Consider the following 16,772-nt stretch of genomic DNA (forward strand, 5'->3'; position numbering starts at 1 on the left):
ATTACAAATTACAAATACCCGTGTTCTGCTAAGAATGCGGGTGTAATGCCATCTAAACTATTGTCGTCATGGGCTGTGGTGTGTGGGCTGCCAGAGTAAAGGAATTTTTCGACATATTTGCCGAGAATATCTCCTTCTAGATTCACCAAACTGCCAGCAACCAAATAGCGAAGATTTGTCTCGCTGTATGTGAGGGGAATTACTGCCACCTTGAATTGGGAGAGTTCTGAGTCATAAGCGGCTACTGTGAGACTGATGCCATTGATGGCTATGCTACCTTTAGGGACAATGTACCGTGCGATCGCATCAGATGCAATAAAGGTCATTTCCCAAGAACTAGCCGTTTGTTCTGACACTAGTAATCTACCAATGCCATCTACATGACCCATCACAAAATGACCGCCAACTTTACTGCCTACCCTTAGCGACGCTTCTAAATTGACATATTTCTGTTGCATTTGCTCGCCTCCCAGCGTCGTCCGGCGTAGCGTTTCCGGTGAAGCTGTGGCGATAAACCCATCTTTTAAAACTTTTTCTACTGTCAGGCAAACACCATCGACAGCAACACTGTCACCGTAAGCCAAATCTTGCATAATTACTTCACTCGACTGGCTGACACAAGTAATTTGCCAAGAATCGCCCCCCAAGGGTTCCATCGTTCCTAATGCTTGGATTAATCCTGTAAACACGGCTTTTTTGTCAAACTAACTCTATTTATTGCCTAAATTTGCCTGAAATGAATTGGTAATTGTCACAGAAATTTCAAATACTCAAGTATATTTTCTGACTTTTTTTCGTATAGGAATATTAACACATTAGCATCCTTCACAAGGCATACTTGGGTAAGAAGGTTATTGTCTAAGAAGACCAATTTGACTTACTCTGGTTTTCACCCCAAGTTCGGAGTTTAATAGAAGCAATTATAGAGAACGAATGCTTATGTTTATTACTGTCACCAAGTCGCCCCAAAAGGTGTACTATTTGTTACAAGGCAATCAAGGCTCTCAAAGCATTGTAGAGGCTTAGGCAATGATTGAAATGAAAGTTGCCGGCATAGCATTAGATGCCATAACCCGCAGCCCGATCGTCCTTTTGAAAGATTCTTCAGATCGGCGGGCTTTGCCAATTTACATCGGTCAGGAACAGGCTAGGGCAATTATGGGTGCGCTGGAGAATCAGAAGCCTCCCAGACCCTTAACCCACGACCTGATTGTGAATCTTCTAGAGACTTGGAACATGACTCTAGAAAAGGTGATCATTCATTCCCTGCAAAAGGACACATTTTATGCAGCTTTAATCGTTCAGCAAGGCGAAGTCAAAAAAGAAATTGACGCGCGTCCTAGCGATGCGATCGCCATTGCCCTCCGTACAAATACCCCTATATGGGTGATGGAAGAAGTGATTGCTGATGCTTCTATCCCTGTTGATCGCGATGCAGATGAAGCCGAACAGCAAGCCTTCCGTGAATTTATTTCCAATCTCCGTCCCGAAGATTTGATCAAGCGCTTTGGTAATGGCGACAGCTAAAAGAGTTCTGTTAGCGGTAGCGGGGCGTTCAGCCCGTGCTGAGTGCTGAGAAAGAATAGAGAATCTAGAGAATAAAATAAATTTCTTTATTCTTTCTTTTTCACTCTTGTACAGACAATATTAATTGTGTTTCTACTCAGCACTCAGCACTCCGCACTCAGCACTTAATTTATGCAATATCGACGCTTTGGGAAAACGAATCTGCACCTCTCGGTTTTTTCCTTGGGAACAATGCGCTACTTGGTTTCTTTTGAAAATGCTCATCAAACCATTGAAAAAGCCTTAGCGCTAGGAATTAATCATTTAGAAACCGCTAGAGGTTACGGCAAAAGCGAGGAGTATCTTGGTAGGGCGTTAAAAGCTGGGTTGTCAGTATCCAGAACGAAGCTTTATATCACTACCAAAATCTCAGCCACAGCAGACGCTGACACCATGCGTCGATACATCGACGAATCCTTAGAACGATTACAGCTAGATTATTTAGATTGCTTAGGCATTCATGGCTTGAATACTTGGCAACATTTGGAGTGGGTGCAAGCCAAAAATGGTTGTATGCAAGCCGTAGAGGAAGCTGTTGCTGATGGTAGAGTGCGACACGTTGGTTTTTCCAGCCACGGGTCACTAGAGCTAATTCAGGCAGTTATCAAGACAAATTTATTTGAGTTTGTCAATCTACATTATTACTATTTTTTTCAACGGCACGCACCAGCGATTCAGCTAGCTGCCGAAAAGGATATGGGTATTTTCATTATTTCCCCTGCTGACAAGGGAGGACGGTTGTATACGCCACCTCAAACCCTTAAAGACCTATGTAATCCGTATTCACCCCTAGACTTAAATTATCGTTTTTTACTGAGTGATAACCGTATTACTACTTTGAGTATCGGGCCAGCCAACCCAGATGAATTAAAGGAACCTTTGCGAATTGCTGACGATGATGGAGAGTTAACATCAGCAGAAAATTCTGCTTTCCAGAGATTAGAAAATCAGCAAAAAGTTGCTTTAAAAACTGATAAATGTAGCCAGTGTTATGCTTGTTTGCCCTGTCCAGAAAATATCAATATTCCAGAGGTATTGCGGTTACGTAATCTTGCAGTAGCATACGATATGAAAGATTATGGACAATATCGTTACGGTATGTTTGAAAATGCTGGTCACTGGTTCCCTGGCATGAAAGGCAACCGATGTACAGAATGCGGTGACTGTTTGCCCAGATGTCCAGAAAAGTTAGATATTCCAGCTTTGTTGGAAGATACTCATGAAAGATTAAGTGAAAAAGCCGGTAGGAGATTGTGGGGTTGACACTCTCCGGTCTAAAGACTTACTGTGTACACACAAGTCGGAAAACCTCATTCACATTGGCTTGAATCTGGTAGGGTGCGTTATGTACCTATATGTATAACGTATAACGCCCCCGTTCACCCCCCGCAAGCAACCTCTCGGACTCAACAAAGAGACTCTCTCTGTACGGTCGGTGTGCAACGGGATTGTTAGACCGTAACTCAGCGATCGCTGCCAACTGATGCTCCTGTCTTCATTTTATCCAACTTGTTTGGGACGAACTTCAAATTCAGAACGCGCACGGAAGAAACAAACATCAAACTCAAAGAAGAAATTAGCTTGCCCCAAGATTAAAGGCACATTGGGTGTTTGTGTCCAAGCAAATGCAAGATTAATGGTGGGGAATGAACTGACGGGAGCATCAACAACGACTGCACGAGCTTCAAATCGAGCCAAGTTCCCAGCCAATAGAACTGAGAGAGTTTCATCCTCCCAAATTAAGCCCAGTTGTAAACCCAACTCATAGGGCAAAACATTAACGCTTGCACCTGTATCCAATAAACCTTCAGTGTTCAGAGATTGACCATTAAGACTGAGCGTCAAAGGTATGTATGGCAATCGATCAACCATGCCAAGGCTGCTATCAATGATTTTGTAGGGAAATTTTTGAGTGTCAACCATTCTTCTCTTGCTGCTTTGTCGCCAGAAGATTCATCAAGACATTGGCAGCCTCAGAACAATTGTACGGCGACCAGACTGGATACTCCTGGTTCGCAACAAAGAAGTTTGCATCTTCTTCTTTGACCAGTTCTGTGGCAAGGAACTGCATTAGCCGAAGCTTGTCAATTTTTGGAAGTTCCTGGATTTGTGACATGAGTTCAGCTAATGGCATTTGAGAATCTCCTCGTCTGAGGGCTGGTGAAAGGAAGCGATCGCCCTCTCATTTTAGCCTCGCGATCGCATCCACGGTTGCAGCTTAAAGTGCAATCTTGTTTGTACCTTAATTCTAAATGCTAACAGGCAACTTGGTAGTATTACCTCCATTGACGGGTTAAGCCGCATAACGGTTCGGGTCAGCGCTTGCTAGAGTCTCTGCATCCAATCCAAGCGGCTTAAGTCAATCCGCTGCACTACTACAAAGGTTATCCCAAACAACAAGGTATTTTAGTGTTCTCCCAAAAACTGGATTGGAAAAGAAATACTCTGGATTGATTGGCTTGTATGTCTTGACTAAGGCATTTGCAGGAATTGCCTCGACAGCATATTTAGTAAATTGTTCGGCAAAGTCACAACTTTTTAAAAGCCCCTCTTCAAATCTTCGTTCAGCTAAATAACGTCTAAAATCCTCACCAGAAACAGAGGTTTCACCACTTTCAGTGAGGAGAAGATTAGTTTCGTTATAAAGCTCACTTAAGAATGTACTCAAATCACCGTTTGCAAATACAGAATCTAATGACTCATCAGAAAAGTTAAGTGCCGATATAGCCTTATCTGGAATTATGTCTCTAGAGATACTAATTACCATCCATTGAGACACTATTTTAGCTTCGCTCAAAATGTTCTCCACAGAAGTAGTTGTACGAAAAGCAAATGATTCCTCTTTATTTGTTCTCTATTATTTTACTTTTTGCAAGTAACCTTGCCAATTCTTGAACCCAAATTTTAGTTTATGAATTTGTTTAACTATCTCTCACCACCGCTATTAAGGTAGTTTAACTAAGGACACTAGCAGAAAATCTCTATGTACTGCGCTTACAGATAACTGAAAGCAGTCCAACTATTTATTATACGGAAAGTTTCCGTATAACTTTTTTCTAAATCCTAATATATCAAGCATTACAGCTACCTTCTTTCTGGATATACGGAAAACTTCTTTTTTAAACCCCTATTTTGGATATTATACTCGTAGTCCGTTTGATTAGAACTACTGGCATATATTATATATTTTGCATGAATTTTGAACACCTAAAATGGTACAAAGTTAACACCTAGTGCGTTAGCCTACGGCATAACACACCCTACAAAACTAGTTTTTAGGTTTAAACTTCGGGGTTTTCAGCCAACATTCTGATAAAAATGTAAAATTTATAAAGATTAAATAGAGTTAGGAAGATCCGCCCAAGCTGGTGTATCTCGCGGCAATAAAGATGAAGATTAAAAAAAAAGAAATATCCTACGGCAATCACTGACGGTTTTCCGCTATAGTGGACGGGCCCTAAGCTTAGTATGGACTACTAGCCGATCGCTTACTATTCTTCTAGCGAGTTTAACTTTAGTTGCTGGTCTTTTACCGGCGGCGATATCCTACATTAGTAAGTTAATTGTTGATGCAGTAGTATTTGCATCTCAAGTTAATTCACAAAATAATGGTTTTGTCAATATTTATCCCTCGCTATTTTATGTAGGATTAGAAGCGATCGCTGTAATTCTACTAGCAGGAGGTCAACGCGGAATCCTTATTTGTCAATCGTTATTGCGGGCGCTACTGGGTCAGCGAGTGAATGTACTCATCTTAGAAAAGGCGCTGACACTGGATCTTAGGCAGTTTGAAGACTCGGAATTTTATGACAAATTGACCAATGCGCGACGAGAAGCATCAGTTCGTCCCCTTTCGTTAGTAAACCGCACCTTTGGGTTGGTGCAAAATGCTCTTTCTCTGTTCACCTACGGTATTTTGCTAGTAAATTTCTCAGTTTGGGCGGTCGTAGTACTAATTTTGGCAGCTATGCCTGTATTCATTGCCGAAACCAAGTTTGCTGGAGAAGGCTTTCGCTTGTTTAGTTGGCGTGCGGCAGAAACTCGTCAACAGCATTACTTAGAAAATTTGCTAGCAAGAGAAGATTTTGTCACAGAAGTCAAACTCTACCAGTTGGGAGAGATGCTGCTAGGACGTTACCGCAACCTGTTCGATCAACTTTATGGCGAAGACCGCGATTTGACTCTGCGGCGAGGAGTGTGGGGCTATCTCCTGGGTTTAGTTAGTACTGGTGCTTTTTACCTAGCTTATGCTTGGATTGTGCTGGAAACAATGCGAGGTAAGATTTCTTTAGGAGATATGACAATGTATCTCACCGTTTTTCGCCAAGGACAATCTACTTTTTCCAATGCCCTCACATCTATTGGAGGGATGTATGAAGATAACCTATATTTATCAAATCTCTACGATTTTCTTGAAGAGAAAGTACCAAAGTCTTGGGGTAACGCAACCATTGGTTTAAATCCTGAAGATGGTATTCGTTTTGAGAACGTATCATTTACTTATCCAGGAAGTTTTAAGCCAGCGTTGACAAACATTTCGCTGCATTTGAAACCCAGAGAGAAACTAGCAATTGTCGGTGAAAACGGTTCCGGTAAGACAACCTTAATTAAACTACTTACCCGACTCTACACCCCCGACTCTGGGCGAATTTTCTTAGATGGCTTGGACTTGCAAGAATGGGATGTGGATGTACTGCGTCGTCGGATTGGTGTGATTTTTCAGAACTTTGTCCGCTATCAGTTTACTGTGGGGGAGAATATTGGCGTGGGCGATGTAGAACATCTTGAAAATAAAACCCTTTGGGAAACTGCTGCTGAAAAAGGCATGGCGCAATCTTTTATTGACCAATTACCCCAAAACTTCCAGACTCAACTTGGGCGTTGGTTTAAGGGAGGACAGGAACTTTCTGGGGGACAGTGGCAGAAAATTGCCTTGTCTCGTGCTTTTATGCGATCGCAAGCAGATATCTTGGTGTTAGATGAACCAACATCAGCAATCGATGCCCAAGCTGAGTTTGAGATTTTTAATCATTTTCGCACTGTTACTCAAAATCAGATGGTACTTTTGATTTCCCATCGCTTCTCGACGGTACGAATGGCTGACAAAATCGTGGTTATAGAATACGGGGAAGTTATAGAACAGGGAACTCACGAAGAATTATTACAGCTAGGCGGACGTTATGCCAAGTTGTTTATGTTGCAAGCAGCCGGTTATAAATAGCAAATAGGGCTATAGCGGTTCTCAGTCGAGTGAGGTACACCCGTAGGGGCACGGCAGTGCCGTGCCCTTACACTTCACGATTAATCTTGTATCGCATCTGAATGGGAACTGCTATAGTTACTTTTGAATTAAAATAGCGATCGCTCATTCTATCAAACCACCTAGCCAGTCATCTGACTAACTTCTCCTCAACTTCCTGCACCAAAAACTTCTCCCACAGTTAAGCGGGTTCCATTAACAAAATCCCATCCTGACTGGGGACGCTTCCCAGCTAGCTGAACCTCTCGTAACAGCAACAAACCTTCCCCTGTTTGGACAATCGCTCCTATTCCTTTGACAATGCTCACTACAACTCCTGGTGTGTCTGATGCATTTGACAAATCAGGCAATTTGTGAATTAATTCTTGTAATTCTGGTGGCAGATTGCGATTGCTTACACAACCAAGGGGAGCCGAAGCGGTGATTTTCAGCAAGTTGTTACGAAAGGTAGCCGTGCAGTTAGGGTAAAAGCCTCTAATTTGATTGTGTAATTGAATAGCGCTTTTTGACCAATCCAAACCATAATCTGCTTTTTGAATCAGAGGTGCATAAGTAGCTGACAAATTATCTTGGGGAATTGGTTGAATTTCCTGGCGTTCCAACTTCAACAGAGTGTCCACCAACAAATCCCCACCGATCGCAGCTAGTATAAAGGCTAAATCTTGAGTATTATCCAGTAATCCGATAGGTGTAGTGGCTATTTGTAGCATTGGCCCGGTATCCATCCCCACATCCATCAACATGGTTGTGATCCCCGTTTCACTCTCACCGTTATACAAACACCACTGAATCGGTGCTGCACCGCGATATTTGGGTAAAATCGAGCCATGCACATTAATACAGCCCAACTTTGGCATCTTTAAGATTTTTGCCGATAAAATCTGTCCATAAGCGACAACAACAAACACATCTGCGTCTAGTTCTTTGAGCTTGGTTAAAGTTTCAGTGTCTTTTTTAACCCGTTCTGGTTGGAATACTGGTAAATTGTGAGCAGTAGCGATCGCTTTTACAGGTGATGGTGTAAGTTTATTTCCCCGTTCCCGGCGTTTATCTGGTTGAGTGACAACTGCCAACACCTCAAATTCTGAATGATTCAATAACTTTTCCAAAGTGGGCACAGCAAACTGGGGTGTACCAAAGAATACAATTTTCATTAATAATTAGCTGTTAATCGTTACTCGTTAGTTAATGGTAAATAATATCGGCTGTTTGGTGGTACAATATTTTCTTATTAGTCAAACCAAAAGGCTCCAAAATTTAACTTAATAGTTAAGTTAACAAGTGTAACAGGTAGCATAAACTGCATCTGCCTTTGGTGAACCTAATGGTTTAGTGGTATTTCGTCACGAGCCGCTAGAGCATCTACCGAGTAAATTTTGTTGTGTTCCCGATTGTGTTCCCCAAATTGGCATTAAGTGCAGTTTGGTTTCTAAGAAACTATTGCGTCTTCTAGCTATTTTTGTAGTTGAGATTGCAATTTATAGTTTGGGTTGCTGACAGCAGTTTTTCTGAGTATGATTTATTGTGCTTCTGCTTTCCCCAATTCTCACGTAACGCCTCACATTTACCATTTTGAGGGTTTGCGCTGTTATATTTAATGTATAATCTGGGTTTTTTGTTGTGTACTAGCGATCGCTAGTACGATCCCCAATAACTAGGTTATTTCATTTTTGATTTCCAGCGTCATCGCTTCAACTATAACTTGCACGTTCCTTGACTAATACCTATTATTGGTGTAGTCAAGTATAGCAACAGCAGGATTAAATCTCGTGTAGTAATTACTGAGTTCTCAGCATATTTACTATACTCGCATATTTTTGCAAAAAAACATTCAGTACCTGAGTAAGAAAAGGTGTGGACAATGATACTTAATTTTTGTAAAACTCTGCAAACTTTGAAAGAAATATCTCGTCAAAGTTTTTAGTTTGTTGTTATACATATAATTACTGCCTGCCCCATTGCTGCATAGGTATTGCTTCTCACATAGCAACCCCCCTCTAGAGAGTCTACAAATGCTTAAAGCCCTTTTGCTGTCAGGATGGTTCCGCGCACAACCATTTCTCAATTACGTTGTCGTTGTGATACTGATTGCACCCTTGCTAGGGGCATCGGCTCACTTGTTCCCTGTAAAATCCGAAGTAGCTAAACTAACTTCGATGACTAGAGATTCTGACTCTGTACCAAAGGAAATAGCTGTAGTTGGGGAACCTGAGAACGCTGAAATATTAAAAACAGATCAAATTGACTCTTTAACAGAAGAATTTGACTCTGTAACAACACAAAATCCTGCTCTCCAGGAACCGCAAGTATTACTAGCAGATAAAATTCATTCCTTTGCTCAAGCAGATAGTTCTTTCTCAAACAGCGATTTAACTGTTCCTGATACTTTGGCAGCAGTTGAACTCGCACCATTAACAGATGTTCCTGTTAGTCAGCTTAATTTAGTACAAAAACTCAAAGCCGCTAATATCAAGTCTTTGGGAGAAACAAAAAATTCTCTTTTGAGAGAAAAGTCTTTAACTGAATCATTGACAGCAACTCAAGTAGTACCAACTACGAGAGAATCACAACCAACCACAACGACTGAAATACGTGTTGTAGAACCAGTTGACGAGTCCCAAGCAGAACAAATAGATCCTATAGGTAGTCCTCATCCGATTCCTTGGAAATGGATTACAACGACTCAAGAAGCAATCGCTTCCAAGGGTGGTTCTGGAGTTCGTCACTATCGCAGCGTACCTGTAGTTTCTCCAGACGGTAAATATGCTGTTTATAGCCGGGTGCAACTAGAAGTGAAACCCGAAATGTACAACAGCCGTGTTACTAGCGTTCTATTTGTCCAAGATATGCAAACTAAGAAGTTGTGGGTAATGGCTTCAACTACCCCTGTTAGCGATCCTTTATTAAAGGTAAAGGCTGTAAAGGGTGCGTCGTCAGAAGAAGCTAATCCTAACGGTCAGATTGGGGTATTAGTTCCAGTTAGCTGGTCAGAAAAAGGCGATCGCTTCTTAGCACGCAAGTTTGAAGGTATATTTAACACAGGCGATTCTACAGATAGTGCAGTGATTTGGGATCGGCAAAAAAATCAGGCTAATACAGTTGCTCCTGTTAGTCAGGAGCAACATGAAAAAATCGCAGTGTTGTTAGGTTGGAGTAAAAGCCAACCAGATCGTGCGCTGTTCCGTGCAGGCGAATTGGGCGAGGAAAACTGGCCTTTAATGCAAGTTGCTAATGATGGCAAGACTATCACTACAACAGACGACGATCAGCCGATTACTTTTGGTAAGAAGGTTACAGAAATTTGGGCAGGGCCGCAAGTTGCTTACCGATAGTTTATAAAAAACTTTATATTCTCCCGTTGTCGTTACTGCCGACAACGGGATTTTTTTTGGCGTTGCATAAAATAGGGATGATTCTTCTGGGGTAGGTATCTTGCCCTCTAAAAAGTAAAACTACCGTTCCACAAAGGTTTCAATGTCAGGTTAAGCGTTGCCAAAAAATGGAGAAAGTCTAGCTTAGACTGTAGACGCTGTAATCCACAGCCTACAATACTTTTGACCCCAATTAGTTATAATTGCTTGACCAGGTTTTTTGAAAAATTTACTTTATCAATTTCTGTTATGTTATGATAAAAGCATCAACCTGTACAGACTTTGTGTACAGGTTAAGCGAGAATGTACTTAATTCAATTTACAAGTAAAAACGGAACTTTTGATACTTATGGTTTCTGATAGTTATACTTACACAGAAGCACGAGCAAAGCTGTCTGAACTGTGCGATAAAGTTACTTCAGAACGCGATTTTGTAATCATTACACGTCGTAATGCTGAAAATGTAGCTTTAATAGCTGTTGATGAACTTTCTAGTATTCTAGAAACTGCTCATCTTTTACGTTCTCCCCGTAATGCTGAACGTTTGCTAACAGCTTTAAATCGAGCTAAATCAGGAGTTGTGAAATCTCAAAGCTTGGATGAGCTTAGTAAGGAGTTAGGATTTGACCAAAAAGAAGAACCTCAAAAACCAATCAGAACAAGAAATTCCAGCAACTCCAAACCAAAGAAAAACAGTATTTCAACCTGAATTTTTAGAAGACTTAAAATTTTGGGTGGAAAATGATCAACGAGTTACCCTTAAAGTTTTGGATCTTGTCAAACAGACTTGCCGAGATCCTTTCAAGGGGAAAGGTAAGCCCGAACCTTTAAAATATTTAGATCCTAATACTTGCTCTCGCCGTTTAACACAAGAACATAGAATTGTATATCTTGTAAAAGATGATGAAATAAATTTTTTACAAGCTCGTTATCATTATTAACTTTTAGCCCTGCTTTTATGCAACTTAAATGCTGATTAGCTTAACTTCATAACAAGCCGTAACTATAGCGAATCGTATAATTTTTGACCTACATCGACTTTTAAAAGATCCTCTAAGATTAAAACTATAGAGGCTTACTTATCACCTCTTTCCCATTCAGGGATGGCTCCTTTTACCCTGCGGATGGGCAAATTAGCAATTAAAGCTGTAGTTCGTTGGTTGCTTTCTAAGGAGAACTCCAAGCCCTCTGTCTCAATTTCGACATAGCGACAGACTACATCTAGGATTTCTTTCCGCATTTTTTCCAACGTTTGAGGATCTAAGTCAGCGCGATCGTGAGCAATCACCAATTGCAGGCGACGTTTAACTTGAGTTCGACTGCTATCAGGGCCGCGAGAAAAAAGTCTTTCTAGAAGTTCAATCATTACAAGTAGGTCTGGCGCGGAGACTGGAAAAGTAAGTTAAACAATCTTTGTCCTGAACAACCTTCGTATCCGGGCGAAGATGCTGTCTTGGGACGAGTCGATCTCCAGAAATTCGACACTTTCCCCTTCTAATCTACGAGCAATGTTCTCAAAGGCTGTTGCAGCTAAAGATGGATTATCAGCTAACACTAAGGGTTCGCCGCGATTGGTAGATACAATAACACGCTCGTCGTCAGGGATTACCCCGATCAGGGGAATGGCGAGAAGTTCCTGAACATCTTGCACTGACATCATATCATTTGCCTGCACCATTGCGGGTCTAATGCGGTTAATTATTAAATGAACACGCTTGATACCTTGTGCTTCTAGTAACCCAACTACCCGATCGGCATCACGAACTGAGGAAATTTCAGGCGTGCTGATAACTAGCGCCTCTTTTGCCGGGCCGATCGCATTTTTAAACCCATTTTCAATACCGGCGGGGCTATCGATGATCACGTACTGATACTTTTGGGCGAGGGCATTCACCAGTAACTTCATTTGTTCTGGTGTGACTGCATCTTTGGAGCGATTTTGGGCTGCCGGCAGGAGTACGAGATTGGGTTGGCGCTTATCTTTCACCAAGGCTTGTTCTAAGCGGCACTCTCTGGCCAAGACTTCTACCGCAGTATAGACGATGCGGTTTTCCAGCCCTAGCAGCAAATCCAAATTTCTCAGACCAAAATCCGCATCAACCAAGGCTACTTGACGACCCATTTTGGCTAAAGCCATGCCCAGATTTGCTGAAACTGTGGTTTTACCCACTCCTCCTTTGCCGGAGGTAATCACTATAATGCGAGTCATGATAGAAATGCGGTCAATGAGGGTTCAGGAAATATAAAACTGTAAATTGCAGTATAAAGTATGAAGTATCGTATCAAGTATGAAGAAATATCTGATCTCCCTAATTCGGGGGAAGGATGAATATTTTTTTATTGCGATGTCTGGCGACAAGCTGCTTTGCATCTACGCTCAGTCGTGTGAAATACACAACGCTTGGGGATAGGGATTAGAGTAGTTTATTCTATCTACATGAAAACCGCTATATTTCATCCTTCATATTCTTCATATTTTAGGTAAATATTCAGGGCTACTAATTGCTCTTAGTAAATTGGTTTCTAGAAAAATCACTAGCCCTAGCGATGCGAATCCCTTGGGGCATAATATGTGCCACTTCTGGAGAAAATTGCATCGGTAATTTTTCTGGTGCCCTAGCGACAGCATCGGCGATCCGCAATTGGGTAGGTTCCATTTGCAAAGACATAATCAGACACTCACGATTGCCTCCGGCTCCAGCATGAGCAATTCCACGTAGACGACCCCAAATAATAATATCTCCATCTGCAATTACAATACCACCTGGATTTACATCTCCTAAGATAACTACTGTACCAGGATGACGAATTTCTACTCCAGAGCGGACTGTTGTTTCTAGATAAAGGGCATCTGCCTGGGGTGTAGCTGTAGCTTCTGGTTCTGTACTTAGGGAAGTTACGGGCTGCAATTGTTCTACAGAATAGCCGGATGTGACGGCTGCGATCGCAGTTTGCCGCCGACTTGTTGATACAGATATTAGCCGTAGTTCGACTTCACTTAAAGCCTCGGCGAGTTCTTGGAGTTGTCTGGCATCTACTAGCCGATCTTGTGCCATAAGATGCACGGGGGTATTAGCTATGCGGAAGCGATCGCCTGCATTCAGACGTTGCCTAATTTGTTGCCAAATATCAGACCAACTGAGTTCTGAGGCAGATACTTGAGATTCTGGGGGCAGAATTAATAAAAGTCGTCCCTCCTTACTTTTTATCTGGACTTGAGTATTGTCATTGACGCGATAGCCTGATACTGCTGACTCATTGGGATTTGAATCAGTCAGGATAAAATCATCTGATGCGGTATCAGAATTTGACTCTACATCTGGGTTAGCAGGATTTGGTTCTACATCCCCAAGGACAGTATTTGATTTTAAATAAAGGAGGACGGATTTTAACTCCGCATCAGGGGGAATAGGATCTGACTCTACATCAGAAACAGTAGGATTTACCTCTACCTCCGAAAGGATAGAGTTTGATTCTGCATTAGGAAGTGCAGAATTTGACTTTAGATCGGGAATTGCAGAATCAGAAGTCATGCAGTACTAGCCAAAAGACAAAGGACACTCCGAATCATTACCAATATTAGATCAGTTGGAAAATCCAACAACATCGTCAGACCAGAAAATGCGGAGCATAGATTACTCCCTTCCCACCATAAGATTACTTGTATCTTCCTTTGCGTTCTTTGCGGTAGCCTTTAGCAAGCCGCTTTTGGTCTACGTAAAAAATTATCTTCTAGCAGAAAAGGTCTAGTTCAGAATTGCGATCGTCACTCAACACTCAAGATTGTTTAGTCAACCTTTGATAAACTGTCCCCAAGGCATCAGCATCACCAACGTTACCAGGAAACAATACCACAGGCAAATCAGGAAACTGGGGATGATCGGATGGCGTTAACACCATTGAACAACCAGCTAAAATTTGACCGAGTAAGCGGGCTGAAGTTAAAGCTAAACCAGTACTCAAGACATCGTTTGAGGTAATGCCACCCTTGCTGATTAAGAATCCTATATCAGATGGTAAACCACGGACAATATCCATCAATAAACTTGAAACTTTTGCCCCAAACTCCAATCGGGTGTTGACATCTTTAAAATTCAGTTCCTGACGGCTAGTATAAACTACAGGTGTTTTGCCCGCTTCATGTGCCGCCCGTGTACTTTCCTGAATTTCAGTTAGTAGTGCCGCAGATTGATTTACATCATCAAGTAATCGCCCCACATTTACTTCGATTCCCAGAGTTCCCTCTACTTGCAATAGCGCCTCTAGCTGTTGAGTAGTCTTTTTCACATGGGAACCAACAATCACCGCACCTGGTTTGCCTTGTCGCACATACTGGGCCATCTTTTCGGCGGCAATTGGTTGGGGTGGTAAAGCGGCCAAAGCCGTTAAAATACTTGCGGCACTGCGAAACAGAAAGCGTTTTCCTTGACTTGCTGCTGCTAATATGTCTACTGCAAAGCGGTTGAGATCGGCTTGAGTTTCACCATCGACGACAGCGCACTGATTACCATTAAGTTTTAACAAGCGTTCCAAACTACCAGCGCGAATATCGTCTAGGAGAAACCTTTCTACAGCTTCGGCATTAATTCGTCCTTGAGTTTTTTCTTCAACATACTTGGGTAAGTAACTGTGATGGTAGCTGAAGACGGAATCACGGGCAAATTCGGTTTCATGGACTGGGGTGGGGACACCAGCAATAATTAAGTAATGTATGCTGTCGCGGGTGATGCGTCCCCCTTCAAAAAATGCTGGGACGAGAAAATGAGCATCAAAAGGGCCGAGTTCTTCTGCGATCGCATCAGTTTCAACAGGATAATGCCCTCGCAAAGTAGAATCAGAACGGCTAACAATCAGAAAATCCTCAATTCCTTCAGCATCCAAAGCGATTTTCAGGTTCTGGCAAACTTCTTTGGTGACAGATGTCGCTGACTCTGGCGTTAGCGATCTAGTATTAGTCAGCACAAAGAAAATCGGCGAATCATCCTGCAATCCAATGCGTAAAGTATCTACATCCCAGTGCATTAGCAGCAAGCAGCTGTGGACTGTTTGAGAACCTGTAGGGTCATCATCCAGGACAATTATTTTGGGTTTGTTGCTCATTTAAGTCAACGGGGCGATTGTTTTTTAAGAAATTCATCAGTCAAGAAAAACTCTACTCAGCCTTTGTGCAATTTTCTGATTTCTGCTTGTACATCGATCGCAATTTGCAATGATTGATTTAGCAGTTGAGCATATTCGCCAGCCTGACTACTAAGTTGTAAAGCTTGCAGACTGGCTAAATTATTCACAAATAACTCTTGGTTATTAGCAAGCAATTTTTTATTATCTCGCAAAATTCGTTCCGTTTTCAGAGCGCGGACTAAATCTTCTCTAATCAGTTGCAGGGCTGCGGTGACTTTATCTCGGTCATGGATGCTGCTTTGTACGTTTCCTGATGCTGCCAATTGGTCATTAATATCTATAGCGCTAATCAGGTCATGATATTTATCAACTTCATCTAAAAGTATTGTCAGTCCTTCGGGAAAGCTCAACTGCCGCCAAAGCCATCGCCCCACTAATATCGGCATTGGCACTAAAATTAGTAAAAGAATTCCGAATTTAATTGAAGATCCGATTGTCGGCAGAATAATAAACGCATAAATAAAGCCCACAATTATGGGTGTTAGCGCCAGCGTCACCAGCATTTCATTGAGGAAAAACCCTAATCGCTTCTTGCTATCTCGCAAAACAGAGGGACGGAAAACGTCTTCAGGATCGAATCCAGTCAAACGTCTCAGTTCCCCCTTACTAATTTCCAAGCCTATTAAGTCCGGCTGCACGGATTGATACTCCTTGAGGAAGCGCGAGTTGCGTATTTATTTTAATCGGGTTTGGTCTGATGATTGTGGTTATATTCAGGAAACCAGTTTTCATCTAAAACTTGTTCTAAAGAGCCAATGGATATCAAGGGGAATATGTCAATGGGAAGTTGAGAGCGATCGCTTGCTTCTTTCCTTGCATCTTGATAGCATTCATCAAATATTTCTAAAATGTAAGGCTTTAAGCTAGGACTATCTTTGAGTTCATCCTTAATCTCTCTACGGAATGTCCTAATTTCCGCTTTCCAATGCCCTTCATTGCGCTCCCGTTCCACATCCCAGTATGTTATCTTAAGCAAATGTTCAAAAAGTCGAATTAACAAACTTTTCACCGCTCGCTTCTGGCTTCTACCCATAGTTTCTAATTCATCTAACAAATTATCTAAATCCACAGATGAAAACTGACCAGTACGAAGTTGGTTTATAGTTGTCATCAGCCACAGGTAATAATCTTGGTCGTATAAGGTTTGAGTTGTTGATTGGATTATTGATTTGACCATACACTATCTGAACTTCTACTATTTTTTTTAATTTAGCTCAATTGAGCTTTGATGCAATTGGAAGTCCAAGTTGCGTATTTATTTTAATTGGGTTTAGTGTGGATGAATTTCTTTAGCCAGAGCGACTTAGGATAAACGCCAACTCAGTGTGACTCGCACTTGTCCATCAGGTAAAGTTAACATCTCCCATGTACCATCTGGAAGTTCAGAAGCGATG

17 protein-coding genes are annotated in these 16,772 nt (G+C 41.8%); 6 read left to right on the forward strand and 11 right to left on the reverse strand.

What is annotated here, in order from left to right; translation table 11 throughout:
- Window positions 1-8 precede the first annotated feature (8 nt).
- Complete coding sequence (locus V7K98_RS02830; RefSeq protein ID WP_335019313.1) at window positions 9-689, reverse strand: riboflavin synthase; 681 nt, start codon at window positions 687-689, stop codon at window positions 9-11.
- A 340-nt stretch (window positions 690-1,029) separates the two neighbouring features.
- Between V7K98_RS02830 and V7K98_RS02835 the strand changes: the two genes are divergently transcribed.
- Window positions 1,030-1,527, forward strand: a complete 498-nt coding sequence (locus V7K98_RS02835) for a bifunctional nuclease family protein (RefSeq protein WP_012406891.1) — start codon at window positions 1,030-1,032, stop codon at window positions 1,525-1,527.
- Window positions 1,528-1,698: 171 nt separating this feature from the next.
- Complete coding sequence (locus V7K98_RS02840; protein WP_335019314.1) at window positions 1,699-2,829, forward strand: aldo/keto reductase; 1,131 nt, start codon at window positions 1,699-1,701, stop codon at window positions 2,827-2,829.
- Between the two features lie 237 nt (window positions 2,830-3,066).
- Here the strand turns inward: V7K98_RS02840 and V7K98_RS02845 are convergent, their stop codons facing one another.
- The 3 genes from V7K98_RS02845 to V7K98_RS02855 all read right to left on the reverse strand — a co-directional run bounded on the left by V7K98_RS02845 (window position 3,067) and on the right by V7K98_RS02855 (window position 4,363).
- Window positions 3,067-3,489, reverse strand: coding sequence for an aspartyl protease family protein (locus tag V7K98_RS02845; RefSeq protein ID WP_335019315.1), 423 nt, complete (start codon window positions 3,487-3,489; stop codon window positions 3,067-3,069).
- Entirely contained in the window at window positions 3,482-3,700 is a 219-nt protein-coding gene (locus tag V7K98_RS02850) for a hypothetical protein (RefSeq protein ID WP_229560327.1), read from the reverse strand. The genes V7K98_RS02845 and V7K98_RS02850 overlap by 8 nt, the downstream gene beginning before the upstream one ends.
- A 225-nt stretch (window positions 3,701-3,925) precedes the next feature.
- Complete coding sequence (locus V7K98_RS02855; RefSeq protein WP_335019316.1) at window positions 3,926-4,363, reverse strand: hypothetical protein; 438 nt, start codon at window positions 4,361-4,363, stop codon at window positions 3,926-3,928.
- A gap of 615 nt (window positions 4,364-4,978) precedes the next feature.
- Between V7K98_RS02855 and V7K98_RS02860 the strand changes: the two genes are divergently transcribed.
- Window positions 4,979-6,787 carry an ABC transporter ATP-binding protein gene (locus V7K98_RS02860; protein ID WP_335019347.1) on the forward strand — a complete coding sequence of 603 codons (1,809 nt, stop codon included), beginning with the start codon at window positions 4,979-4,981 and terminating at the stop codon, window positions 6,785-6,787.
- Window positions 6,788-6,975: 188 nt separating this feature from the next.
- Here V7K98_RS02860 and fmt read toward each other — a convergent pair whose 3' ends face one another.
- On the reverse strand, window positions 6,976-7,980 hold the full coding sequence (gene fmt, locus V7K98_RS02865) for a methionyl-tRNA formyltransferase (protein WP_335019317.1): 1,005 nt from the start codon (window positions 7,978-7,980) through the stop codon (window positions 6,976-6,978).
- An 858-nt stretch (window positions 7,981-8,838) separates the two neighbouring features.
- On the opposite strand from fmt, the gene V7K98_RS02870 reads away from it, so the two are divergent.
- The 3 genes from V7K98_RS02870 to V7K98_RS02880 all read left to right on the forward strand — a co-directional run bounded on the left by V7K98_RS02870 (window position 8,839) and on the right by V7K98_RS02880 (window position 11,138).
- A complete protein-coding gene (locus tag V7K98_RS02870; RefSeq protein WP_335019318.1) occupies window positions 8,839-10,158 on the forward strand; it encodes a hypothetical protein in 1,320 nt (439 codons plus the stop codon).
- Between the two features lie 388 nt (window positions 10,159-10,546).
- Window positions 10,547-10,906 carry a type II toxin-antitoxin system Phd/YefM family antitoxin gene (locus tag V7K98_RS02875; protein ID WP_335019319.1) on the forward strand — a complete coding sequence of 120 codons (360 nt, stop codon included), beginning with the start codon at window positions 10,547-10,549 and terminating at the stop codon, window positions 10,904-10,906.
- Window positions 10,907-10,931: 25 nt separating this feature from the next.
- Complete coding sequence (locus V7K98_RS02880) at window positions 10,932-11,138, forward strand: Txe/YoeB family addiction module toxin (protein ID WP_335019320.1); 207 nt, start codon at window positions 10,932-10,934, stop codon at window positions 11,136-11,138.
- 134 nt (window positions 11,139-11,272) lie between these two features.
- Here the strand turns inward: V7K98_RS02880 and minE are convergent, their stop codons facing one another.
- The 6 genes from minE to V7K98_RS02910 form a co-directional block, all read right to left on the reverse strand.
- Window positions 11,273-11,563, reverse strand: a complete 291-nt coding sequence (gene minE / locus V7K98_RS02885; RefSeq protein ID WP_323199038.1) for a cell division topological specificity factor MinE — start codon at window positions 11,561-11,563, stop codon at window positions 11,273-11,275.
- Between the two features lie 36 nt (window positions 11,564-11,599).
- On the reverse strand, window positions 11,600-12,406 hold the full coding sequence (minD, locus tag V7K98_RS02890; protein ID WP_334832052.1) for a septum site-determining protein MinD: 807 nt from the start codon (window positions 12,404-12,406) through the stop codon (window positions 11,600-11,602).
- A gap of 289 nt (window positions 12,407-12,695) precedes the next feature.
- Window positions 12,696-13,730, reverse strand: a complete 1,035-nt coding sequence (minC, locus tag V7K98_RS02895) for a septum site-determining protein MinC (RefSeq protein ID WP_335019321.1) — start codon at window positions 13,728-13,730, stop codon at window positions 12,696-12,698.
- 244 nt (window positions 13,731-13,974) lie between these two features.
- Window positions 13,975-15,297 carry a four-carbon acid sugar kinase family protein gene (locus V7K98_RS02900; protein ID WP_335019322.1) on the reverse strand — a complete coding sequence of 441 codons (1,323 nt, stop codon included), beginning with the start codon at window positions 15,295-15,297 and terminating at the stop codon, window positions 13,975-13,977.
- Window positions 15,298-15,353: 56 nt separating this feature from the next.
- Window positions 15,354-16,016, reverse strand: coding sequence for a hypothetical protein (locus V7K98_RS02905; RefSeq protein ID WP_335019323.1), 663 nt, complete (start codon window positions 16,014-16,016; stop codon window positions 15,354-15,356).
- 41 nt (window positions 16,017-16,057) lie between these two features.
- Window positions 16,058-16,555: a DUF29 domain-containing protein gene (locus tag V7K98_RS02910; RefSeq protein WP_335019324.1), complete on the reverse strand. Its 498-nt coding sequence runs from the start codon at window positions 16,553-16,555 to the stop codon at window positions 16,058-16,060.
- Window positions 16,556-16,772 lie beyond the last annotated feature (217 nt).

This window comes from Nostoc sp., assembly GCF_036917435.1.
Taxonomy (GTDB): domain Bacteria; phylum Cyanobacteriota; class Cyanobacteriia; order Cyanobacteriales; family Nostocaceae; genus Nostoc.

What these genes read in the sequence shown, in the direction of transcription:
- minD (WP_334832052.1), bottom strand. Translation starts at nt 12,406, where the DNA reads ATGACTCGCATTATAGTGATTACCTCCGGCAAAGGAGGAGTGGGTAAA.
- V7K98_RS02900 (WP_335019322.1), bottom strand. Translation starts at nt 15,297, where the DNA reads ATGAGCAACAAACCCAAAATAATTGTCCTGGATGATGACCCTACAGGT.
- V7K98_RS02870 (WP_335019318.1), top strand. Translation starts at nt 8,839, where the DNA reads ATGCTTAAAGCCCTTTTGCTGTCAGGATGGTTCCGCGCACAACCATTT.
- fmt (WP_335019317.1), bottom strand. Translation starts at nt 7,980, where the DNA reads ATGAAAATTGTATTCTTTGGTACACCCCAGTTTGCTGTGCCCACTTTG.
- V7K98_RS02840 (WP_335019314.1), top strand. Translation starts at nt 1,699, where the DNA reads ATGCAATATCGACGCTTTGGGAAAACGAATCTGCACCTCTCGGTTTTT.
- V7K98_RS02845 (WP_335019315.1), bottom strand. Translation starts at nt 3,489, where the DNA reads ATGGTTGACACTCAAAAATTTCCCTACAAAATCATTGATAGCAGCCTT.
- V7K98_RS02875 (WP_335019319.1), top strand. Translation starts at nt 10,547, where the DNA reads ATGGTTTCTGATAGTTATACTTACACAGAAGCACGAGCAAAGCTGTCT.
- minC (WP_335019321.1), bottom strand. Translation starts at nt 13,730, where the DNA reads ATGACTTCTGATTCTGCAATTCCCGATCTAAAGTCAAATTCTGCACTT.
- V7K98_RS02835 (WP_012406891.1), top strand. Translation starts at nt 1,030, where the DNA reads ATGATTGAAATGAAAGTTGCCGGCATAGCATTAGATGCCATAACCCGC.
- V7K98_RS02910 (WP_335019324.1), bottom strand. Translation starts at nt 16,555, where the DNA reads ATGGTCAAATCAATAATCCAATCAACAACTCAAACCTTATACGACCAA.
- minE (WP_323199038.1), bottom strand. Translation starts at nt 11,563, where the DNA reads ATGATTGAACTTCTAGAAAGACTTTTTTCTCGCGGCCCTGATAGCAGT.
- V7K98_RS02850 (WP_229560327.1), bottom strand. Translation starts at nt 3,700, where the DNA reads ATGCCATTAGCTGAACTCATGTCACAAATCCAGGAACTTCCAAAAATT.